Below are 13,517 nucleotides of genomic sequence, written 5' to 3' on the forward strand. Positions count from 1 at the left end.
CGGCGTTAGCATCACCGTCGCGGATGCCGAACCGGAGGAGGACGCCGATGACTGCGCAGCGCACGCCCGACGCCCGTGCCGTCTCCCCGCTGGAACTGTTCTTCGACCTGGTGTTCGTGCTCGCGCTGGGACAGCTCACCCACCATCTCGTTGCGCACCTGACCTGGCGCGGCGCGGCCGAGACCCTGGTGGCGCTCATCGCCGTGGTCGGTATCTGGACCTTCACGACCTTCGAGGTCGCGATGCTCGACATCGAGCGGCGCGGCACCAAGGCGGTCACGGTGGTCGTGATGGCGCTCGGGCTGTTCGCGAACGCGGGCATCGCGCACGCCTTCGACGACAGTCCGTGGCTGTTCGTGATCCCCATGCTGGCCGCGCTCATCGGGCCCTCGGCCTACGCGACGCTGACCGCGCCGAACGCGCCGCTCCGCGCGCATTTCGGCCGGGTGCTGATCTGGTTCGCGGTGTCGACGCCGTTCTGGCTCATCGGTGCCGCGATGGCACCGGACGCCCGGCTGGCGTTCTGGGCGGTGGGCGCCGCGATCGACCTCGTCGGCACGTGGCTGGCGCATCCACTCCCCGGGCACCGGATGCGCAGCACCGCACTGTCGTTCGATGCCGAGCACATCGTCGAACGCATGCGGCTGTTCCTGATCATCATGCTCGGCGAGACGGTGCTGACGCTCGGCCGCGTCATCGCCGACCACCACGACGACGCCCTCATCCTGACACTCGCCTTCGGCTGCTTCCTCGCCCTGGTCTGCCTGTGGCAGATGTATTTCGCCCGCGCCGAACAACAGGTGGTCGACCATCTCACCGGCAGCGCCGACCCGATCGCCGCCGTGCATATCGGCCTGAGCGCGATCTACGGCGTGGTCGCGGGTCTGGTCCTCTTCGCCGCGGGTGCCGAAACCCTGCTGGCCCACGCCCATGAGCCGGCCGCGCACGTCGCAGGCGTCCTCATTCTGCTCGGCCCGGCCGTCTACCTGCTGTCACAGGCCTTCTACTTCCGCCGCGAGACCGGCACCGGCTGGATTCCCCGGGTCGTCGGCGCGGCGGTGCTGTGCGTCGCCGCGGCCGCCGCCTACTGGCTCCCCGCGTGGCTCGTCGTCCTCACGCTGGTGGTGATCCTCGGCGCCCTGGCCATCCAGTTCTCCCGCGACACCACCCGCGCCACCACCGGATAGCCGCGCCGGTGCGACCACTGGTCGGGGCGACCCGCGCGGCTCCGTACGATCGATCCATGAGCGTCACCGACCATACCGAGCAGCGGGCCGAGACGAAGACGCCCGAGGCCGGTCCGCAGACGGCGGCGCCGGAGCGGGTGGTGCGGCGGCGGCCGAAGAACCGGCGCGCCCAGATCGCGGCGGAAGCGGCCACCGCGTTCGGCGCGCACGGGTATCACGGTGTGAGCATGGAGGACATCGCCGGTCGGCTCGGCATCAGCTCGGCGGCGCTGTACCGGCACTATCGCAGCAAGTACGCCCTCTTCCGCGAGGAGCTGTTCCGGCTGGCCGAGGTGACCGTGCAGGCGGTGACCCTGCCCGACGACGCCGCGAGCTGGACGCCGCGGGAGCGCCTCGATCACGTCATCGACGCCATCATCGCCAAGACCATCGGCAACCGGTCCACCACGGCGCTGGTCCGCTGGGAACGCCGCTACCTCGACGACGAGGACCGCCAGGCGCTCGACGACAAGTTCGCCGAGGCCGTGCGCCTGCTCGGCGCCATCGTCCGCGAGCTGCACCCCGATTTCGCCCGCGACGATGTCGCGGTCCGCTCGGTCGCGGTGTTCAGCGTGGTCAGCAGCATCGGCGATCACCACGCGACGCTGCCGACCCGGCTCCTCACGCCCCTGCTCGCCGCGACCTGCCGGGCCCTGATCGACGTCGAGCTGCCCGCACCGGAGCCGACGCCGGCCCCGCCGGAGCCGGAGCCGGGATCGCCGTTCATGCACGAAGTGCTGCTGACGAAGTCGGTCGAGTTGTTCCACGAGCGCGGCTACCAGAACGTCAGCGTGGAGGACATCGCCACCGCCGCCGAGCTGGCCACCGCCTCGGCCGTGTACCGCTACTACCGCAGCAAGAGCGACCTGCTCGCCGCCGCCTTCCGGCGCGCGGCCGATATCGTCTCGGGCGCGATCGGACCGATGGTGACCGCGTCGGCCACCCCCGCCGACGCGCTGTCGGGCCTGATCGACCTGTATGTCGACGGCTCGTTCGCCGAGCGGGCGCTGACCTACGTCTACTACGCCGAATTCGGCAATGTCGCGGCCGAGGACCGGGTGACGCTGCATCACATCCAGCAGCTGGTCATCGCCGAGTGGACCAAGCTCCTGGTCCAAGTCCGCCCCGAGCTCTCCGACGCCGAGGCCCGCATCCTCGTCCATGCCGGGTTCGCGCTGGTCGTCGACCTCGGCCGCGCCTTCGGCGACGACGGCATCGCGCCACGCAACCGCGTCACCACGCTGCACCGCACCACGCTGTTCGGCCACGCCTGACCCCTCGCCGCCGCCGGGAGAGGGTGCGGCGGCGAGGGGTCGGTGGACCGCTACAGACCCAGGGTGCGACCGATGATGTCGCGCTGGATCTCGCTGGTACCACCGAAAATGGTCGACACGAGCGCGCCGCGGACGTGCTTCTCCATGTCGAACTCGCGGGCGTAGCCGTAGCCGCCCATCATCTGCATGCCTTCCAGCGCCACCCGCTTGCTGACCTCGGTGGCCTTCAGCTTCGCCATCGACGCCTCCCTGGCCAGCACCTTGGTCGGGTTGGCGTCGGCCTCCTTGGCCACGCTGTAGATCAGCAGCTTGGTGCACTCGATCTCGGTGGCCAGATCGGCGAGGCGGTGCCGCAGCGACTGGAACGAACCGACCGGACGGCCGAACTGCTTGCGCTGGGTGACGAAGGCGATCGTGTCCTCGAACGCGCGCTCGGCGGCGCCCAGGCTCATGGCGGCCAGGATGAGCCGCTCGAAGTTCAGCCCGGTCATCAGCTGACGCCAGCCGTTGCCCTCCTCACCGACCACCGCGTCCTCGGGCAGCACGCAGTCGGTGAAGTACAGGTCGTTGGTCTCCTTCTGATTGCCCATCAGCTCGATCGGCGAGATCTGCAGACCGGGCGTATCGGCGGGCACGTGGAACATCGTCATGCCCTCGTGCTTGCCGCCCTCCTTGGAGGTCCGCGCGACGAGCAGGATGTTCTCGGAGATGTGCGCGTTGGAACACCAGGTCTTCTGGCCGTTGATCAGCCAGCCGTCGGCGGTCTTGACCGCCTTGGTCGACAGGTTGCCCACATCCGAGCCCGCCTCGGGCTCCGACATCGAGATCGACTGCGACGCACCGCGCACGATGCCGCGCAGCACGTTGTCCTTCTGCGCCTCGGTACCGAACTTGGCGTAGGCGCCACCGGTGATCAGCGTCGGGCCGATCGCGCCGATCGGCAGCATGCCGCGCAGCGACTCCTCGAGCAGGATGCACATGTCGACCATCGAGGCGTCCGAGCCGCCGTACTCCTCGGGCACCGTCAGCCCCAGCCAGCCGAGCTCGGCCATCTTCGCGTACACGCCGGGGTTGTGCTGTTCCCTGTCGTGGTCGGTCAGCGCGTCGCGCTGTTCCCGCGTCCCCGCCTCACGCTTGGCGAACGCGGCCACGGCCGCGGCGAAATCCTTCTGTTCCGGGCTGAATTCGACGCCCATACTGTCCCTCTTCTTTCCGTACCGATCGATGGATGGGTCTACTTGGCTCGCCCGAAGCGGCGAGCGGTGAGCTTGCGCACCGTCGACAGCGTCGACTCGGTGCGGGCGAACGAGAGCAACGCCATGCCGGGAATCACGAAGCGCTGCCGCGCGATCGAGTGCGGCCGGGTGAACCCGAGCAGGCCGGCGGCGCCGTGGATGCGGCCGATCCCGGACTCGCCGACACCGCCGAAGGGCAGCGCCGGGATCGCCGCGTAGGCGGCCGGGCTGTTCACCGAGGTCGCGCCCGCCCGCAGCTGCCGGGCGATCGCCATGCCGCGCTTGCGCGAGAACACCGAAGAGGCCAGCCCGTACTCGGAGGCGTTGGCCAGCTCGATCGCCTCTTCGACATTGCGCACCGAGCGCACGGTGAGCGTGGGCCCGAAGGTCTCCTCGCGGACCGCGATCGAGTCCTCCGGCACATCGAGCAGCACGATCGGCCCGACGAACGGCGCCTCGATCGATGCGGGCCCGCCCACCACGGCGGTGCCGCCCTTGGCCAGCGCGTCCTCGACATGCTTGGTGATCACGTCGACCTGGCTCGGCAGCGTCATCGGACCGTAGGAGGCGTCCGTGCCGGAGCCCGGCCGCAGGTCGGTGACCCGCTTGGTCAGCTCGGCCAGGAACTCGTCGAGCACGGAGGCGACGACGTAGCAGCGCTCGGTACCCACACAGGTCTGCCCGGAGTTGGCCATCGCCGACCAGGCGATCGCGTCGGCGGCGGCCGCGATGTCGGCGTCCTCGGCCACGATCGCGGCGTCCTTGCCACCGCATTCCAGCACGACCGGGGTCAGCCGCGCGGCGGCAGCGGCCATGATCCGCTTGCCCGTCGCGGTCGACCCGGTGAACGCGATCATGTCGACGCCCGACTCGACCAGCGCCCGGCCGGTCTCCCCCGGACCGCTCACCACACTCAGAATGCCCTCGGGCAGTGCGGGATTCGCCGCGGCGAAGGCGTCGGCGTACCAGTGGCCGACGCCGGTGGTCAGCTCACTGGGCTTGAAGACGACGGTGTTGCCCGCGGCCAGCGCGTAGGCGATCGACCCGTTCGGCGTGTACACCGGGTAGTTCCACGGCCCGATCACGCCGACCACGCCGTGCGGGCGCTGCTCGATCACGGCCTCGTGGTTGGCCATCATCATTCCGGGCCACACCTTCTTCGGCCCCAGGATCTTGCGGGCGTTCACCGCGGCCCAGTTCAGGTGCTCGACGGCGGTGACCACCTCGAGGTAGGCGTCGTCGGCGGTCTTGCCGTTCTCGGCGCTGATCAGCGCCACGAACTCGTCGACATTGACGACGAGGTGGGCGGCCCATCGTTGTAAGGCCCGCTTCCGCTCCGTGAACCCGAGTTCACGCCAGGTCTGCGCCGCCACGCGGGCACGCTCGACCGCCGCGGCGACCGCGGCGGCGTCGTCGACCGGCCAGCTGCCGACCGGCTCGCCCGTCGCCGGGTTCGCGGTGGCGATCATTGTCGCAGAAATAGGTGCGGTAGTGGGGGTTTCGGTCATCCTCGACCATCCTTCGGCCAACTCGGTGATCATCCCGCGGCCGGACGGCCGAGCGGGACGCTCCTGGGATCCAACGGGGCGGCGCGGACTGTTGACAGGTCGCGCCGACCGCCGTTAAGTTAATCACAATTCTCGTTAAGTTAATCATGGTTCTCGTCGGTTGCAAAGCATTCCCAGCGGACTGCGGCCGACGGGAACGTCGAATCCGGAGGGAGGGCGCGATGTTGCGCACCCGATTCACCGAGGCTTTCGGTGTCGAGCACCCGATCGTGCAGGGCGGCATGATGTGGGTCGGCCGAGCCGAGCTCGCCGCGGCCGTGTCCAACGCGGGCGGCCTCGGCATCGTCACCGGGCTGACCCAGCCGACGCCGCAGGCGCTGCGCGAGGAGATCGCCCGCACCAGGGACCTCACCGACAAGCCGTTCGGGGTGAATCTGACGATCCTGCCGTCGATCACGCCGCCGCCGTACGAGGAGTACCGGCAGGCGATCATCGACGGCGGTGTGCCCATCGTGGAGATCGCGGGCGGCAACCCGGCCACCCACCTGCCCTTCCTCAAGGACGCCGGGATCAAGGTGCTGCACAAGTGCACCAGCGTCAAGCACGCGCTCAAGGCGCAGCAGGTCGGCGTCGACGGCGTGAGCATCGACGGCTTCGAATGCGCCGGTCACCCCGGCGAGAACGACACCCCGGGCCTGGTGCTGATCCCCGCAGCCGCGCGCGAACTCGAGATCCCGATGATCGCCTCCGGCGGCATCGCCGACGCGCGCGGCCTGGTCGCCGCGATGGCGCTGGGCGCCGACGGCGTCAACATGGGCACCCGGTTCCTGTGCACCGTCGAGTCGCCGATCGCGCACGCGGTCAAGGAGCAGATCGTCGCCAATACCGAGCTCGACACCAAGCTGATCTTCCGCACCATGAACAACACCGCCCGGGTCGCCGACAACGCCGTCAGCCGCCAGGTCGTCGAGATCGAGCGCGGCGGTGGCACCTTCGCCGATGTGCGCGATCTCGTCGCGGGCGCGCGGGGCCGCAAGGTCTACGAGGAGGGCGATGTGGACGCCGGCATCTGGAGCGTCGGCCAGTGTCAGGGCCTGATCCACGACATTCCCACCTGCGGTGATCTGGTCGCGCGGATCGTGCGCGAGGCCGAGGACCTCATCGCGGGCCGGCTGTCGGGCAGCATCGTCGAGGCGGTCGCCCGATGAGCGATAGCCTGCACGTCGACACCGAACACGGCGTCCTGCGCATCACCATCGATCGGCAGGCCAGGATGAACGCGGTCGACCTCGCGACCATGGCCGACCTGTCCCAGGCGATCAGGGCGGCCGCCGACGACCCGACCACCCGGGTGATCGTGCTGACCGGCGCTGGCAAGGCGTTCTGCACCGGCGCCGATCTCGCCGCGGCGGCCGCCGCGGGCGGCAACGAGGCGTCGCCGGAGGTGGTGATGGACACCGCCAACGGCGTGATCCGCGCGATCGTCGACTCGCCACTCCCGGTGATCGCGCAGGTCAACGGCCCCGCCGCCGGGGTGGGCACCTCGATCGCGCTGGCCGCCGATCTCATCTACGCGGCCGAGGACACCTATCTGCTGCTGCCGTTCACCTCCATCGGCCTGATGCCCGACGGGGGCGCGACGGCACTGGTCGCGGCGGCGATGGGACGGGCGCGGGCCGCGGAGATGGCGCTGCTCGGTGCCCGCCTGCCCGCGGGCGAGGCCGCCGCGGCCGGCCTGATCACCGGCAGCGTGCCCGCCGCCGACCTCACCGAGCACGTCGACACCGTCGCCGCGAAGCTCGCGACGGGCCCCCGCCGGGCGCTCGAGCTGACCAAGGCCGCGATCAACGCCGCCACCCTGTCCGAGCTCGACGGGGCGCTCGCGCGAGAGAAGGACGGCCAGTCCGAACTGCTCACCTCCGCCGACTTCCTGGAGGGGATGACCGCGATGCTCACCCGTCGCGCCCCGAATTTCGCCGGCGCTCCCCGCCCGATCGCCGACCCGGCCTAGCTCTCTCGAGGAGACGACGATGTCCATTGCCGCAGAACCGATGCGCTCGCGACGCAATCACTGGATGAACCAGATCGCGATGCACGCCACCGCCATCCCGGACGCGCCCGCGCTGCGCTACCTCGGCGAGACCACCACCTGGCGCGAGCTGCACGAGCGGGTGCAGAAGCTGGCCGACGCCCTGTCCCGGCGCGGTGTCGGCGCCGGCGACCGGGTGCTGATCCTGATGCTCAACAACACCGAGTACATCGAGTCGGTGTTCGCCGTCAATACGCTCGGCGCCATCGCGGTGCCGGTGAACTTCCGGCTCACCCCGCCCGAGATCGCCTACCTGGTCACCGACAGCGGCGCCACGACGATCATCACCGAGGCGATGTTCGCCCCGCTGGTCACCGCGGTCGCCGCCCAGACCGGTGGCCTGGACACCCGCATCGTGGTCGGCGTCGGCACCTGCGAGGGCATGCTCGGCTACGACGACCTGCTCGCCGAGGAGGGTGACCCGCACGAGCCGATCGACGTGCCCGAGGACACCGCCGCGCTGATCATGTACACCTCCGGCACCACCGGCAACCCCAAGGGCGCGGTGCTGACCCACCTCAATATGAACGCGCAGGCGCTGACCTGTATCCGGGCCATGCGCTACGGCCCCGACGACATCGCCTTCTGCGCCTCACCGCTGTTCCACATCGCCGGATTGGGTTCGATCGCTTCCTGTTTCGTGCTCGGCTCGCTGACGGTGATCCATCCGCTCAAGGCGTTCGACGCGACCGAGGTCCTCGACGCGTGGGAGCGCGAGCGGGCCACCTCGGTGTTCCTGGTCCCGGCGCAGTGGCAGATCGTCTGTGCCGATCCCTCGGTGCCGCAGCGTGATCTGCGCCTGCGGGTGATCAGCTGGGGCGCCGCGCCGGCCTCGGACACGGTGCTGCGCGCCATGGCCGAGACCTTCCCCGACGCGCTCAATGTGGCGGTCTTCGGCCAGACCGAGATGTCGCCGATCACCTGCGTGCTCGACGGCGAGGACGCGATCCGCAAGCTCGGGTCGGTCGGCAAGCCGATCCCGACCATCGCCACCCGGATCGTGGACGACGAGATGAACGATGTCGCACCCGGCGAGATCGGCGAAATCGTCTATCGCGGACCGACGTTGATGCGCGAGTACTGGAACAACCCGCGTGCCACCGCCGACGCGTTCGCGGGCGGCTGGTTCCACTCCGGGGATCTGGTCCGCCGGGACGAGGAGGGGTTCGTCTACGTCGTCGACCGCAAGAAGGACATGATCATCTCCGGCGGTGAGAACATCTACTGCGCCGAGGTCGAGAACGTGCTCTTCAGTCATCCCCGCATCCGCGAGGCCGCGGTGATCGGCCGGGCCGACGACAAGTGGGGCGAGGTGCCGGTGGCGATCGTCGCCGTCGAGGACACCGACGTGATCACCCTCGCCGATCTCGAAGCGCACCTCAACGCCCACCTGGCCCGCTACAAGCATCCGAAGGATCTCGTCGTGGTGGACACGCTGCCGCGCAATGCCGGCGGCAAGGTGGTCAAGCACGAACTGCGCAAGCTGCACGGTTCGGCGCCGGTCGCCGGCTGACGAGCCGATGCGACAGGGCCCGGTGACGCCACGTCACCGGGCCCTGTCGCGTGGTGGAACCGGTCAGCCCCGGAGGAATTCCTCGATCGCGGGCCAGGTGGTCTCGGCGGCGGCCGGACCCGCGAGCAGGCCGAGGTGGCCGCCGGGGACGTCGACGAAGCGGGTCTCGGCGGCGTTCGGGAGGATCTCGAGACCGCGCCGCACCGCGCGCGCGGGCACGACGAGGTCGGCGCGGCTGCCGACCAGCAGGACCCGGCAGGTCACCTTGGCCAGTTCGACGACCAGGTCCGAGCGCAGCCGGATCGACCCGCTCGCCAGTTCGTTGCGCAGCACGAGACTGCGATAGATCTGCCAGTACGACCGCCCCGGGTACCCGGGCATGCTGGACATGAACCGGTCGGTGGCCTCCATCCGCGCCAGCGCCTCGGTGTCGAGGGCGTTGCGCAGCAGGAACATCGGCCGGGCGAGTTCGCGATCGAACGCCTGGAGCCGGAAGCCGAGCTGGACGAACTCCTGCGGAATACCGCCCATCAGACGGGTGGCCACGGCCATCTCGCGACCACCGGTGACCCGGCCCGCCCAGCGCAGCGGTTGCAGCATCGGCGTGCGAGCCTGGTCGATCGGGGTGGCCAGGCCGGTGATCGAGGCGATCGGCAGGTCGGGGTGGGCGGCGGCGGTCAGCAGGGCCATCGCCCCGCCCAGCGACCAGCCGACGACGTCGACCGGGCCGTCGTGCTCGTGCGCGACCCGCAGGATCGCCTCGGGCAGGATGTCGTGGGTCCAGTCCTCGAGCCCGAGATCGCGGTCGGCGTAACCGAATCGGCCGTAGTCGATGACGAACGGCTGTCTGCCCTGGTCCAGCAGGAAGCGCACCAGGCTCTGCCCGGGGCGCAGGTCGAAGCAGGCGGGCGTCACCGCCAGCGGCGGCACCAGCAGCACGGGGTTGCCGGTCGCCGGTGTCGTCCGGTCGTAGCGCTTCAGCTGCCGGTGCTGACCCTCGTACACCGTGGTCGACGGCGCGGGCCGCGCCTGCTCGAGCCCACCGCCGAACGACACCGACCACACATTGCGCACCGCGCGCCGCGCGTCCGCCACGATCCCCTGCACCACAGAACCCTCACTTCACCTTTTCCTGCCGGACGGCAGTCGTCACCGATCGAATCGTCACGCCGCGTGGCGGTCCGCGCCGGGCCGCGCGCCGCGGACGGGCCCGCTCGCCGCGCCGGTCAGCGGCCGGCCGAACAGCACCTGCGCGGCGGCCCGGACGAACCCCGCCAGGCCGTGGCGGCCCGCGGGCAGTCCGAGCACGCTCCACACCGTGCGGGTCTGCGACGGTGTCGCGGGCGCGCCGGCGAACCGGTCGGCGAGCCAGTTCAGGCTCAGCGGTGTCGACAACGCCAGCAGGGTGATGTGCTCGCTGAGCCGGTCGCGCAGGTAGGTGACGTGCGCGCCGTGGGCGCGATAGCGGTCGACCAGCGCGTCGATATCGGCGGTCGCGATGATCTGGTCGTGCACCGCCTGCACGACCAGCAGCGGTACCGCGGGCGCCCTGGTCCCCAGTTCGGCATCGGCGAACACCGCCACCAGATCCTCGAGCGCGAGCAGTTCGGCGATCGGCATGGTCGTGTGCCGGTCGACGTCGTAGCGCGCCAGGCGCAGCACCGACGCGCCGGTGGTCGAGCGGGCCGCCCGCTCCAACACGGCGTGACCGGCCTCGCTGACATGCTCGCCGAGGACGGCGTCGAACGCCGGATACACCCGGCGCAGCGCGGCGACGACCAGCGTCGGCAGGCCCGCGTGCAGGCTGCCGTTGAGCCGGTGGAAGGTCGAGAGCAGATCACCCACCGGCGAGCCCAGGACCGCCCCGACGATGTCGAGTTCCGGTGCGTAGGTGGGCGCCATCTCGGCGGCCCACGACGTCGCCAGGCCACCGCCGGAGTATCCCCACAGCCCCACCTGGGCCCGCGGGTCCAGGCCGAGCGGTGCGAACGACAGCGCGGCCCGAACGCCGTCGAGCGCGCGGTAGCCGGGCTCGCGCGGCGCGCCCCAGGCGCCGAGCATTCCCTCGTGATCGGGGATGGACACGGCCCAGCCCCGGCTCAGCGCGTCGGCGAAGCACAGCAGCTCGACGTGGGCGAAGGTGCCGATCGCGCGGGAGCCGCGCTGCAAGGCGTAGGACGGGAAGCCGCGCGAGGACACCGCGTCGATCGCGCACTGGAACGACAGCAGCGGCGTCGCCGGTCCGGCACCACCGGCCGGGGCGATCACCGTCGTCACCGCGGCCTCGGGCCGCCCGTTCAGGTCGGTGGTGCGGTACAGCAACTGCCACGCCGACACCTTCAGCGGGATCAGCCCGAAGGCGGCGAGCTCGATCGGCCGCGACCGCAGGATCGTGCCCTCGGCGAGCTGCTCGAATCCGGCCCGCGGCTGATAGAACGGGTCGTTGTCGGGCAGGACGGCCCAGGCGGGAGCCGTCCAGGTCTCGGCGCGCGATCGGATGGGGTCGGCAGTCAACGGTGTACTCCAGGGGAAGGTGCGGACGACGGGCCGGTCGCGGCGACCGGCCCGTCGGGGCGGATCATCGTGGTCAGGCGGCCCTGCGGGCAGGCTCGCTGCGATAGCGCGACGCGGCGCCATCGATCCCGAGCAGGCGCCAGGTGAGCCGGGCGACCGGGTTCATCAGGCCGGTGCCGACCGCCAGCGCGCGCACGTCACCGAAGACGTCGCGCTTGGTGGCCTGCGACTCCGGGCTGCCCCAGTACGCCTCGCGCATCACCTCGTCCGGAATGCCGAACTTGTCGACGAACTGCTTCGGCGGCGTCGCGATCATCGACAGCATGACCCGCATGGCGATCGGGAAGGCCACCGACAGCACGGTTTTCGTGATCGGATGCATCGACGGCACGTTCTTGCGCAGGTACTCGTGCGCGAACGAGATGTGCCGCGCTTCTTCCGCCACGTGGATCTGCATGACCCGATGGACCATCGGATGCATGTCCACGCCACCGCGCAGCAGCGACTTCTGCAGGTGGTCGATCGGTTCCTCGCCACCAAGGATCATCGTGAAGAACAGCTCGGGGAAGTACTTCACCGCGGGCCAGATGATCATGGTCAGCTTGCGGTCGATGGTGCCCATGCCGACCACATCGCGGTAGCCGATGCGGTTGATCATCTCCTGGAACATCATCGTGTGGTTGCACTCTTCGGCCGCCTCGTGGGTGACGTAGCGGAACTCCGGGTCACCGTTGGGCACCGAGATCAGGTACTGCATCAGCCCGCGGATCAGCAGCTGCTCGAAATCCAGGCCGACCTTGGCGATCCCGGCCTGGCGCCACATCCCCATCGCGATCTGCTTGTCCACGGGCTGGGCCTTGTACCAGGGATGCCGGCCCAGCGGGTCCTCGTCGGGCATGATCCAGCGCGGATCGTCGGAGTGCACGGCGAACTCCGGTGACTCCCAGTCGATATCGACATAGGGGTCGAAGTGCTTGGTCACAGATCCCTCGGACAGACTGCGCAGGATCTCGTGGTATCCGGGTTCCCCCGGACGCGCGGCGGCGGTGGACAGCGTCATCGATGTCTCCTCAGTAGGTGCTGCCTCCAGTTTAGTGGTACCGGCAGTACCATACAAGGGTTGGCGCTACTTCGCGTTACACCTACCTTGCCACCCCGCTAGACGAGCGATTTCCCCGCCGCGTCGCGCTTGCGCATATCGATGAGCAGGCGCGGGAACGGCTGGTGCCGCGCACCCTGCGGCAGCACCGTGAGCACACGCCCGAAACCACGCATGACCAGCTCGAACGCGCGCTGCCGACGGGGACTCCACGCCAGCCCCAGGCTGTCGCGGAACCGCTGCGGGAGATATCCCGTGACGAAGAACCGATTGATCCGGCGGCCCGCGATCCGGATGGGCCAGGGCTGCGGACCGAGGTCGACGACGTGCTCGAGCAGATACCCGCGCACCTCGGCATCGAGGGCGAGCTCGTCGAGCATCGAGTCCCAGTAGCGGTCGAACGCCGCCCGGTCGGCGGGCCACAGCTCCGCGGGCATCTGCAGGGTCGTGCCGAACCGCGCCGAGTCCTGATACAGCTCGTCGGCGAAGGTCTCGTCCAGCGCGCCGAACAGCAGCTCGAGACTGTCGCGGGTCCCGCGGTAGATGCACGCGGCCACCCACAGCTGCAGCCGCGGGTCGAAGGCGTTGTACTTCACCGGCCCGCCGGGCCGGTTGCGCACCTGCCGATGGGAGGTACCGACCGCCTCCCGGAACACCGCCCGATCCTCCTCGGTGCCGAGCATCGCCACCGCGAGATAGGTCAGGGTCGTCTTGGCGCGCTTGCCCGGATTCCGCGCGTAGCTCCCGGATTCGACCGTGCTCTCCACCACGCCACGCCCGACCGGAAGCAGGCTCAGCTGCATCACGACATTGGCGGGTCCACCGAGGATCGCCCCGGCGCCGGTGAGGTAGCGATGCCTGCGCTCGGCGTTGTCGTCGACGGGATGCTGCGGCTGCGCTGCCGCGCGGGGCTGAGACACGACCAACCTCCAAGAGAGTGAGAGATTTACTCCATCAGACTCTCATCCACCCACCCATCGACGCAAGGCCGCAACGGGGAATCCATCCTCACATGAAAGGCGATTCACGCGGCATATGACTGTCTTATAGACAGAATGC

General features: G+C 69.9%; 11 protein-coding genes. 5 read left to right on the plus strand and 6 right to left on the minus strand.

Annotated elements, in window-relative coordinates:
• Positions 1-47 precede the first annotated feature (47 nt).
• Both AB0H54_RS30045 and AB0H54_RS30050 read left to right on the plus strand, forming a co-directional pair.
• A complete protein-coding gene (locus AB0H54_RS30045; RefSeq protein WP_357349921.1) occupies positions 48-1,187 on the plus strand; it encodes a low temperature requirement protein A in 1,140 nt (379 codons plus the stop codon).
• Between the two features lie 56 nt (positions 1,188-1,243).
• Positions 1,244-2,500 carry a TetR/AcrR family transcriptional regulator gene (locus AB0H54_RS30050; protein WP_357349923.1) on the plus strand — a complete coding sequence of 419 codons (1,257 nt, stop codon included), beginning with the start codon at positions 1,244-1,246 and terminating at the stop codon, positions 2,498-2,500.
• Positions 2,501-2,550: 50 nt separating this feature from the next.
• Here the strand turns inward: AB0H54_RS30050 and AB0H54_RS30055 are convergent, their stop codons facing one another.
• On the minus strand, positions 2,551-3,696 hold the full coding sequence (locus AB0H54_RS30055; RefSeq protein ID WP_357349925.1) for an acyl-CoA dehydrogenase family protein: 1,146 nt from the start codon (positions 3,694-3,696) through the stop codon (positions 2,551-2,553).
• A 38-nt stretch (positions 3,697-3,734) separates the two neighbouring features.
• On the minus strand, positions 3,735-5,243 hold the full coding sequence (locus AB0H54_RS30060) for an aldehyde dehydrogenase family protein (protein ID WP_357349927.1): 1,509 nt from the start codon (positions 5,241-5,243) through the stop codon (positions 3,735-3,737).
• Positions 5,244-5,464: 221 nt separating this feature from the next.
• Between AB0H54_RS30060 and AB0H54_RS30065 the strand changes: the two genes are divergently transcribed.
• From AB0H54_RS30065 to fadD5, 3 genes are read left to right on the plus strand one after another with little or no spacing between them, the layout of a single operon-like run.
• Positions 5,465-6,451: a nitronate monooxygenase family protein gene (locus AB0H54_RS30065; protein WP_355281868.1), complete on the plus strand. Its 987-nt coding sequence runs from the start codon at positions 5,465-5,467 to the stop codon at positions 6,449-6,451.
• Positions 6,448-7,254, plus strand: a complete 807-nt coding sequence (locus tag AB0H54_RS30070; RefSeq protein ID WP_357349929.1) for an enoyl-CoA hydratase — start codon at positions 6,448-6,450, stop codon at positions 7,252-7,254. Before AB0H54_RS30065 ends, AB0H54_RS30070 begins: the two co-directional genes overlap by 4 nt.
• A gap of 19 nt (positions 7,255-7,273) precedes the next feature.
• Positions 7,274-8,845 (plus strand): fatty-acid--CoA ligase FadD5, encoded by a 1,572-nt coding sequence (gene fadD5 / locus AB0H54_RS30075; protein WP_357349931.1) that lies wholly within the window; start codon positions 7,274-7,276, stop codon positions 8,843-8,845.
• 63 nt (positions 8,846-8,908) lie between these two features.
• On the opposite strand, the gene AB0H54_RS30080 is transcribed toward fadD5, so the two are convergent.
• From AB0H54_RS30080 to AB0H54_RS30095, 4 genes are all read right to left on the minus strand, one after another.
• Positions 8,909-9,952 (minus strand): alpha/beta fold hydrolase, encoded by a 1,044-nt coding sequence (locus AB0H54_RS30080; RefSeq protein ID WP_357349933.1) that lies wholly within the window; start codon positions 9,950-9,952, stop codon positions 8,909-8,911.
• A 57-nt stretch (positions 9,953-10,009) separates the two neighbouring features.
• A complete protein-coding gene (locus AB0H54_RS30085) occupies positions 10,010-11,359 on the minus strand; it encodes a lipase family protein (RefSeq protein ID WP_357349935.1) in 1,350 nt (449 codons plus the stop codon).
• 73 nt (positions 11,360-11,432) lie between these two features.
• Positions 11,433-12,419 carry a diiron oxygenase gene (locus tag AB0H54_RS30090; RefSeq protein ID WP_357349937.1) on the minus strand — a complete coding sequence of 329 codons (987 nt, stop codon included), beginning with the start codon at positions 12,417-12,419 and terminating at the stop codon, positions 11,433-11,435.
• Between the two features lie 98 nt (positions 12,420-12,517).
• Positions 12,518-13,378 (minus strand): oxygenase MpaB family protein, encoded by an 861-nt coding sequence (locus AB0H54_RS30095; RefSeq protein WP_357349939.1) that lies wholly within the window; start codon positions 13,376-13,378, stop codon positions 12,518-12,520.
• Positions 13,379-13,517: the final 139 nt, after the last annotated feature.

The sequence above is a fragment of the Nocardia sp. NPDC050718 genome (genome assembly GCF_040654235.1).
Lineage (GTDB): Bacteria > Actinomycetota > Actinomycetes > Mycobacteriales > Mycobacteriaceae > Nocardia.